The organism is Longimonas sp. (assembly GCF_046498435.1).
Taxonomy (GTDB): Bacteria; Bacteroidota; Rhodothermia; order Rhodothermales; family Salinibacteraceae; genus Longimonas.
Genome location: NZ_JAWOAR010000276.1, coordinates 1 through 8,405, shown reverse-complemented (window position 1 = coordinate 8,405; position 8,405 = coordinate 1). Strand labels below are relative to the sequence as shown.

The window sequence follows — 8,405 nt, the reverse complement described above, 5'->3', positions numbered from 1 at the left end:
AGAGGCGTCCCAATGGGGCGCCTCGGTTTTTTGTCGGGGTGGTTTATCCAGCAAAGATCTGACAGGTCTCAAAAGACCTGTCAGATCTATTCTAACCCTGATCATGCATTCCGACATAAGGCACTACCCCCCAGCCCACGCCCCAACCTTGCACCAACACCATGTCCGTCTTCGCCGCCAAAGCCCTTAGCCTGCTCATCCACCCGCTCGTGGTGGCGCTATTGCTGCTCAGTGCGGGTTGGGCCCTGGCGTGGCGATGGGCGCGCATCGGGCAGGTGCTCATGGGCATGGGACTCCTCGTGCTTGTGGTGCCGTCGCTTCCGCCCGTGGCCGATGCGCTGTACAGATCGCTGGAGCAGGCGCATCCGCCCAAGGCGGCCCGCGCGCTGCCTACTGCCGATGCCATTGTCGTGCTGGGCGGCGGCGTGGGGGCTCCGGTGCCGCCCCGCATCGATCCCGATTTCAACGACGCCTCCGACCGCATCGTACACGCGTTTCGGCTCTACCAGGCCGAGCGGGCCCCGCGTATCGTGGTGAGTGGCGGACGCCTGCCCTGGGCCGATACGCCGCCCGAGGCCTTCACCCTGCGCCGCGTGCTCACGGAGTGGGGCGTGCCCGAATCTGCGATCTGGACCGAGCCCGAGAGCGCCACGACCTACGAGAACGCCCAGCGCACGGCAGAATTGCTCCGCGAGCGCGACCTCGATCGCGTGCTGCTCGTCACCTCTGCCGCCCACATGGCGCGGGCGCTTGCCGTATTCTGCACAGCCGGAGTGCCCGCCATACCCGCGCCCACCGACCACCGCGTGGTGCAGCGTCCGCGTTCGGCGCTTGGCTACATGCCCAGCGCAGGGGCACTGAATCGGAGCACCGGCGCGATCCGCGAGTACGTCGGATACGCGGTCTACCGCCTGCGCGGATGGATTGCCCCCGACGCCGTCACCACCTCCGCCCCGCCGTCCGATGCGACTGTTGCCGCCTGCACATCGTAACCTCTGGTGCGGACTCGGTTATGCACTGAGCGCCGTGCTGCTCGTATTGGGATTGCGTCAGGGGGAAGCGACAGCCTATCGTATCCCATCAGCACCTGTCGCAGACCACGCAGCGCCCATCGTTGTTGCGTCAGATACCACCCAGCGGTGGAGCGATGATGCCTGGACGCCCATCTATCGCAGCGGCGATGTGCAGTTTTCGTACCTCTTCTACCCGGAAGCGCGTGGCAACCGCAACGGCGTAGTGGTGCGTGTGCAGAACGACAACGCGCATCCCATCTGCTACCGCTTCACCATTATCTTTCGCGGCCCCGATACCGAGCGCGAAGCCCGTGCCCACGGCACCGTCCCACCGCACACCCTGCGCACCGGCGACGACGCCGGTCTGTTTTGGGTCCCTTTCGATGACAACGAGCGCATCGGCGAAATTGGGCTGCGCGGGGTGCAGGTGCGCACGAATGATTCTGCCAACTGCCCATAGTGCGCATCACGTCAGCGCGACCTTGCATGCTCGGCATCGCGCCTCTCGCCGGAGCCCTCCATCACGCGCCCCCGAGGCAGGCTCTCCAACCGCGTGACCCGAGATGCTTCACTTCGTTCAGCATGACAACAGAGCACTCTTGGTGTGTCACAGGTCAATATTTGGGTTGAAGCATGCCCCGTTTACATGGTGTCATCTTGAGCGAAGCGGCTCCGCCAAGGAGACGCGGAGTCCTGACACGAGCGGAGCGACTGATGAACGAAGTGAATTAGGAGTTACGCACTTGACCCGAGGGCCGTCATTTCCTGCCTGTGGACGGGGCGGAGCCCCTAAACGACGGCGTCACGAGGCAGAGCCTCGCGACGAGATGACATTCGTGAGCTGCAACTGCGTAAGTCCTGTGAATAAAGATCTCCCTCGAAGTGGGCAGGATCCTCTGTCCCGCTGTATCTTCTGAATGCCAAGGAGATGGTTCCCCCGACAGCGGTCGGAGCCACAGGAGGCGGGGCTGTGCTCACCATGACAGGCTTCGTGGGGGGATGATTGCAAGGCGACCATCAAAATGAGGGTTGACAGAGCAAGAGGACGGACCGTGGAAAAATCCCGTGTGCATCCTATCACGTAGCGTCTGATCACTACCCCTCTTGAATTTTACCCACAGTAAAGCGTGTTTCAGTGAATGTTGGAATCGAGTTGGGCAGGTAGCCGCGGGTGCGTAGCACCTCGAATACAGCGGCATTGCGGTTGTTTTCCGGATGTTTAGCTATGCGCTCGCCAATGGCCGCAATCGTATCTCTGGAAGGCAGCGGCAGAGACTTCAAGTCCGTTGCATTAACCTGTGTGTTTCCGTTCAAGATACGAAAGTAACGATCGACGAGGGCGCTATTCAGAAGAGCAGAAAGCCCGTGCGCTTCGTTGCAGTTTAATGAGCCATTCGTTTGATACACGTAGTTAAGGTGGTTCTCAAAGCTCACATAATCGTGTTCATATGTATCGGCAAGAAAAGGGGCTGCGGTGAGGCGACGGCGGTCTTCTTTTGAGCTAAAACGCCGAATGAGAACGTAGTTAGCACGGGGTAGCGCCAGAGAATCTGCTGTGTCATCGTCAACAATAAGTCCCTGCGGCTTGTCGCCCCGGTCGGTGGGCCAGGTTACAGCATCTGGTTGAATATTTTGCATCCAGTACAGCGGAACGGCGTTGCCCTGTGCGACCGCTTCTGCATTGGTGAGTAAGGAGCGGTTCCGAAAGGCAACAACGGGCCCTGTTGAAACGGCCAGATCGTGCGTGACAAACGAAGCTGCCCATGCATCGAGAGCGGTTACGATGCGCTCATCCAGTGTAGTTGTGGGTAAGCGGTAGTAGACGCCTTGCGGGGTGTCGCCCTTGAACACAGAAGCATCGATCTTGTGGGAATGGGCCGTATCCAAATCGCGAAGTCCCTGCGACACAGAGCGCGTGAGCGACGTGAACTCGTCGGTTGTGCCCGTTCCTGAAAAGGAGATGACGACGTTCTCCTGCAAGACGGCCTCATCTTCGAAGGCTTCGTTGCGGGCTGTAAAAAGATGGATGTGCTGCGGCGTAGCGTGCCGAAGAAAGTCGATGCGAAACGCCTTAAAGTAGGCCCCGGAGCAGAAGCTGCGAGGCACAACGAAGCACGCGCGTCCATCGGGGCGGAGCAGTCGTGCTGCCAATCCCATAAAGAGCGTGTATATGTTTGTGTGTCCCTCCAAATACCCTTGAGCGGCCTGGGATTGGGGCGCGTCGCGACGCAGTTTGAAGTAAGGTGGATTTGCGATGATTGCATCAAACGCAGGGGGAGATGCAGGGGGGGGCGTCGTCAAACAGCGACGGTTTGTTATTTGGCACCTGGTCAAGAATGAAATCCGCTGTTTTGACGGTGTATTGCATCTTGATGCCCCTCTCCTGAGCGCGCTGTTGTACCTGCTCCAGGGCAGAGCGTGCACACGCAGCGAGCGGTGCATCGACATCATACCCGGTAACATGGAGCGTTTCTGTATATCCACGCGCAATGATCTGCTCGATTGCGGCACACAACAGCACCCCTGATCCTACAGCCGGATCAAGAATGTGAACCTCCTTTTTGGGCTGCACTACACGGCGCGCCATGTACCGAGCTAATGGGGGCGGCGTCAGAAATTGGCCGAGCTGCTTCTTCGTTTCTTGGGAGCGGACACGCAAAATGTCCTGCCCAGCAGCATACGCATGCTGTACAAGCGTCGTCGTGTCGGCTGCTGGGAAAGAGGTGGACATAGACGGATAGCTGGCTTCGAATGCGAAAAACCTTCGGGGAAAGGTACACAAGATGCCTCACTCCTGCCACACATAGTCAAACAGGAGCACAGCGGCGGTGATGGTGGTGCCGGTGAAGCCGATTAGGGTGAGCACCTCGTCTTGCGCAGCGCGCCAGGTGCCGCCCGTCAGGGCGATGCGCGTGGCCTCGACCACCGACAGCAACAGCGGCATCAGTACCGGAAGCAGCAGCACGGGCAGCAGGGGGCCCCGCTGCGTGGCGCGGGCGATGAGGGCGCCCAGCAGCGTGGTGGCGCCCGAAAGCCCAAGCGCGCCCAGCACCAGCACCCCCACAAGCAAGTCGGGAGCAGCGACCGACACGTCCAGCATCAGCACAAAAAGCGCCACCGCAAGCGCGTTGAGCCCGAGCACCAGGAGCACGGTAAACAGCAGCTTGCCCGCAAAGACCATGCTGCCGCGCACATGCAACTGCAGAAGCAAGAGCGTGCCCGCCTCTGCTTCAGACACAAACGTACGCCCGAGCCCAATTGAGGCCGAGAACAGGATTACAATCCACAGCAGAGCCGACTGCACGGCAGGCGAGAGCGTCTCCTGGCCGACGGCAAACAGCACCAGGGCCAGCGTTGCCAGTACAAACAGCCCAAGCATGTTCAGCGCAACCCGCTGGCGCAGCTCAATCTGCACATCCTTCTGAAACACAGCCCAGGTGCCTGCCAGCCAATCGGTCATGCGTGTTCAATCAATTCGTTTAACAAACCCCGTTCAACATAACCCCCAATACGTCGTATAGCAGAGGTGTCGTGATACAGGGAGCGCACAGTGCTCTCTACTACACCGATGCCCGCTTCATACGTTGCGCCTATTTACCATCTTCGATTCTGTATGACTACCGATACCTGTCTGGGGACGCTGCTTGGCACTGCTGTGGGAGACGCACTCGGCATGCCCGTTGAAGGCCTGAGCCATCAGAACATCCGCACCTACTACAAGGGCATCAAAGAGTACCGCGACGACGACGGGCGCGGCGATCTTTCGGCGGGGCAGTGGACCGACGATACGCAGTTCACCTTTGCGGTGGCCCGTGTGGTGGCTACAGCCTCCCCAGATCAGTGGCCCGCCGAGGTCGCTGCCGAGTACACCGCACTGCAAGACGAGGCGCGTCGCTGGGGACCCACCACCACGGCCGCTATCGAGCAATTGGCCCACGGTACGCCTCCACTGAAGGCCGGAAATGCCGACCGGGCTACCGATGGCGCGGCCATGCGGGCTGCCCCGCTCGGACTTTGGTGGGCGGCTTCTGACCTTGATCGCGACGATGCCTTCCTGCCCATTCGCGACATCCTTTCTGTGACGCACGCTCATCCCGCCGCGCTTGCTGCCGGGTGGGGACAGGCCGCGGCCACCCGCTACTGCGCTACGCATCCGCTCGACACGTTCGACCGTGCCGATTTCTGGCAGCATCTGGTGGATACAACGACCTGGGCCGAAGAGAAGCTCGGCAGCGACCCCCGCGTGTCCGATCGCCTGAAGCAGCTTAGCAACCAGCTCCGCGAGTTTCCACTCGACCTGCGCGATGTCTGCAACGGCGCGGGCATCGCGGCCGATGAGGCGTGGCCCTTTGCTGTGGCCATGGTGGCCCGGGCGCCCACCCTCCTCGAAAACACGCTGCTCTCGGGCATCAACGTAGGCGGCGATGCCGACACGACCGGCGCCATGATGGGCGCGCTGCTGGGCACGCTGCACGGCTGGGACGCCTTCCCCGACGAATGGAAAAATGGTCTCGAAGCCGCTAATCACCTTCGCCAGCACGGCGAAATCTTTGCCCGGAACGTCTTGCCCGCGGAGTCTGCCGCGTAGCCCGCTCGTTGCTCCTGCTGCTCCATATCCCCCTGACACCGTATGTCTACCCCGATTGCCGACCTCCGCGACGCGTTCGTCCGCCCCGGCCCCGCCGATGCTGTTGAGCTGCGCGCCTTTACGCATGGCCTCATGCCGAAGCGCGTGCCCACCATGATGCAGCGCTTTGCCGAGGATTGGAGCCAGCGCGGCGTGGATGCCTGGAATCAGGTGCCCAACCACTGGCAGCCGGGCGCCACGAACGGCGCTGAAGACGAGGTCGGGTGGTGGACGCTCCCCATGGTTCTGGGCGATGCGTTCATTGCCCCGCTTTTGGGGGCGCCGCACGGCACCTGCATCATGCAGCCGCATGTGCACTGGACGATGCAGTGCCTACTCTCGGCGCCTGAGGTCATCGAGCGCGGAAATGAGGTGGTGCTCGTTGACAGCGCCTTCCCGTCCGTAAAGCACAGCGTGCACCGCTGGGAGGCGCTGAACGGACTCGCCCCCGCCGTCGTGGATCGCCCCGCACACGGGCATGTCGATGTCGAGCGCGTCATCGACCGCATCGGCGCGGATACGACCATGGTGGTGCTTAGCCATGTGGGCTTTACAACCGGGCAGCGCATCCCCGACAACAAACTGCGCGCCGTGGCCGATGCCGCGCACACCCACAACGCGCTCTTCGTCATTGACGGCTACCACAGCGCCTGCACCTTTCCCATTCAGGTGGATACGCTGGGCGCCGATGTCTACATGGGCGGGCTGCTGAAAGAGGGATGCGGCTCCTCGGGCAACGGCTTTGTGTATCTGCGCGAGGGGCTGGACCTCAGGCCACGACTTACCGGCTGGTTTGGCAACGCCGAGCCGTTTGCGTTTCACGACACACCGACTCCGCACCCCGAGGTGCGCCGGCGCTTTCTGGGCGGCACCACCGCCGTGGCTTCGCTTTACCATGCGGTTGAGGGCGTGCGTCTGCTCCTGGATGCTGGGCTCGATGCCGTGCATGCTCACACACAGCGTCTGAGCCAGATTGTCATCGACCGTGCGGCCAACGCGCCGTTCACCATGCAGTCGCCGCGCGACCCCGACCAGCGCAGCACCCTGCTCGTGCTACAGGTGCCCGAAGCCCACCGGCTCTGCGAATACCTGAAAACCCAGGACATCTACACCGACAGCCGCAAGAATCGCTTCCTCCGCATGGCGCCGTTTGTGTGGAACACCGAAGCCGACATGCACCGCGCTCTCGACGTGCTCACCGAGGCCATCACAACCAAGGCCTACCGCGACTTCGAGCCCGAAACGGTTGGCCCTGTCACGTAGCGTCGGGGTTTGGGGTAGATTCGGGATTGGACTTGGGTTCACCAGGATGCGCGGGCGTCCAGTTGAACAGTGCCGTCATGGCTTCGAACAGCTCGGGATGCTCCTCGCGCATCGCCTGGGGCTCCTCAAAGAAGTGCTCCACTGCCACCGCAAAGAACTCCGACGGCGCGGTGGCGGCGTACGGATCGAGGATCGACGTGCCCCGCTCCACCTTGCGCATCTCATCCCGAATGAGCTGCTGCCAGGCCTGGGCCGAGCGTCCGTCCACGAGCGAGGGCACGCCATCGGGGCCAGTGTTGTCGAAGTCGAACAGATGCGCCAGTTCGTGCAGCACCACGTTGTTGCCGTCGCTCGGATGCTGCCAGCTGGCGCGCACCGCCGGCGCCGACATGATGAGCGGGCCCTGCTCGTGAGCCATGCCGTCGTATCCGGCACCACGGCTGCCGCCGTACTCGTCGTCGAAGTGACCGGGATAGAAGAGAACGGTGCGCGTACCGGGCAGCTCCCAATCGGGTAAGCCATGCAAGAGAAGCGCTGCCGCAGCAGCTACACTCAGGCGCAGATCGTCTGTCACGGCAACGCCACGGATGCCCTCAAAGTCGAACTCATCCATCAGAAACAGCACATCGCGTTCAAAGCGCTGCTGGTCGTCGGCATCGAGCGCTGTGTACGGAGGGATGCGGGTGCGCAGCCACACGCGCCAGTCCGCAGGCAGTCCCGCTTGCGCACGCCGCCACCGCTGGTACGGGCGACGTAAGCCCAGGTAGGCAACCACGCTCGCAGCCAGCAGCCCTACAAACGCACCGGCCGGATGCACCTGCCAGCCGATGGCCGCCAGCCCACCGCCCAGAATGAGCGCGAGCCCAGCTGTAGTCCAGATTGTGGACGAGCGAATGGTGCGCATGCGAGTCGTTGCCGTTGTTGAGGGAGCTTACGGTTCGCATTTACCCGTAGACGGCGGAGTTATTCCGTAGGGGCGCGGCGCACCGTGTAGGATCATGAAATGAGCGGCCGTACGGCTACGACGCTCTCCGGCAGGGATGTCCCGTTGCCGGGGCCCTCGTGCCGACCACTGTCGGCACCGCTTGCGTCCCGAGCGGAAATACGACCGAGTAGATGCGACGCTGTGGGTCGGACGCAGGAGCGTCCTCTGTCATTGCACCGACGGGGGACCGTTGGTGCCAGATTATTCCGTAGGGGTACGGCGCGCCGTGCCCCCGCCTTGGAAAGGCAGCACCGTGCGCGCCAGGAAGCATAGAGCACACGGGTCGTACCTCTGCCCTGAGATCTCGCGTCAGATCGGAACGATGTTCGTGCGATGCGGCATCAATCGCACGGGGCTCATGCCGGATGCTTCTGGCTGGATCAAGACGTTGGGGCACCAGGCCGCTCTCCAACACAACAACAAACTCGTCGTGTCGGCCAGCCCGAAACCTCTGCAAAACGAAAAGAACGTCAAAAGCATCCAGAACACCGTCGCGTTCTATAATTTCCAGAAACCA

Annotated in this window: 8 protein-coding genes; 4 read left to right on the top strand and 4 right to left on the bottom strand. The window is 62.1% G+C overall.

Annotated elements, in window-relative coordinates; translation table 11 throughout:
• The first annotated feature begins 161 nt into the window (after positions 1-161).
• Together R6U20_RS10740 and R6U20_RS10735 are read left to right on the top strand one after the other, a co-directional pair.
• A complete protein-coding gene (locus R6U20_RS10740; protein ID WP_410337857.1) occupies positions 162-992 on the top strand; it encodes a YdcF family protein in 831 nt (276 codons plus the stop codon).
• A complete protein-coding gene (locus tag R6U20_RS10735) occupies positions 964-1,473 on the top strand; it encodes a hypothetical protein (protein WP_410337856.1) in 510 nt (169 codons plus the stop codon). Before R6U20_RS10740 ends, R6U20_RS10735 begins: the two co-directional genes overlap by 29 nt.
• A gap of 635 nt (positions 1,474-2,108) precedes the next feature.
• On the opposite strand, the gene R6U20_RS10730 is transcribed toward R6U20_RS10735, so the two are convergent.
• The 3 genes from R6U20_RS10730 to R6U20_RS10720 are packed head-to-tail and all read right to left on the bottom strand — an operon-like array spanning position 2,109 to position 4,473.
• Positions 2,109-3,314, bottom strand: coding sequence for an Eco57I restriction-modification methylase domain-containing protein (locus R6U20_RS10730; protein WP_410337855.1), 1,206 nt, complete (start codon positions 3,312-3,314; stop codon positions 2,109-2,111).
• The gene (locus R6U20_RS10725; RefSeq protein WP_410337854.1) at positions 3,277-3,744 is read right to left on the bottom strand and encodes an N-6 DNA methylase; all 468 of its coding nucleotides are present in this window, start codon (positions 3,742-3,744) and stop codon (positions 3,277-3,279) included. Before R6U20_RS10725 ends, R6U20_RS10730 begins: the two co-directional genes overlap by 38 nt.
• A gap of 57 nt (positions 3,745-3,801) precedes the next feature.
• Positions 3,802-4,473, bottom strand: coding sequence for a heme exporter protein CcmB (locus tag R6U20_RS10720; RefSeq protein WP_410337853.1), 672 nt, complete (start codon positions 4,471-4,473; stop codon positions 3,802-3,804).
• Positions 4,474-4,626: 153 nt separating this feature from the next.
• Between R6U20_RS10720 and R6U20_RS10715 the strand changes: the two genes are divergently transcribed.
• Together R6U20_RS10715 and R6U20_RS10710 are read left to right on the top strand one after the other, a co-directional pair.
• Positions 4,627-5,601: an ADP-ribosylglycohydrolase family protein gene (locus R6U20_RS10715; protein ID WP_410337852.1), complete on the top strand. Its 975-nt coding sequence runs from the start codon at positions 4,627-4,629 to the stop codon at positions 5,599-5,601.
• Between the two features lie 42 nt (positions 5,602-5,643).
• Positions 5,644-6,903, top strand: a complete 1,260-nt coding sequence (locus tag R6U20_RS10710; RefSeq protein WP_410337851.1) for an aminotransferase class V-fold PLP-dependent enzyme — start codon at positions 5,644-5,646, stop codon at positions 6,901-6,903.
• On the opposite strand, the gene R6U20_RS10705 is transcribed toward R6U20_RS10710, so the two are convergent.
• Positions 6,896-7,807 (bottom strand): zinc-dependent peptidase, encoded by a 912-nt coding sequence (locus tag R6U20_RS10705; RefSeq protein WP_410337850.1) that lies wholly within the window; start codon positions 7,805-7,807, stop codon positions 6,896-6,898. The two genes, R6U20_RS10710 and R6U20_RS10705, sit on opposite strands and share 8 nt — an antisense overlap.
• Positions 7,808-8,405 lie beyond the last annotated feature (598 nt).

Coding starts and splice junctions, on each gene's coding strand:
- R6U20_RS10710 (WP_410337851.1), top strand. CDS start 5,644: ATGTCTACCCCGATTGCCGACCTCCGCGACGCGTTCGTCCGCCCCGGC.
- R6U20_RS10715 (WP_410337852.1), top strand. CDS start 4,627: ATGACTACCGATACCTGTCTGGGGACGCTGCTTGGCACTGCTGTGGGA.
- R6U20_RS10720 (WP_410337853.1), bottom strand. CDS start 4,473: ATGACCGATTGGCTGGCAGGCACCTGGGCTGTGTTTCAGAAGGATGTG.
- R6U20_RS10735 (WP_410337856.1), top strand. CDS start 964: ATGCGACTGTTGCCGCCTGCACATCGTAACCTCTGGTGCGGACTCGGT.
- R6U20_RS10740 (WP_410337857.1), top strand. CDS start 162: ATGTCCGTCTTCGCCGCCAAAGCCCTTAGCCTGCTCATCCACCCGCTC.
- R6U20_RS10705 (WP_410337850.1), bottom strand. CDS start 7,807: ATGCGCACCATTCGCTCGTCCACAATCTGGACTACAGCTGGGCTCGCG.
- R6U20_RS10725 (WP_410337854.1), bottom strand. CDS start 3,744: ATGTCCACCTCTTTCCCAGCAGCCGACACGACGACGCTTGTACAGCAT.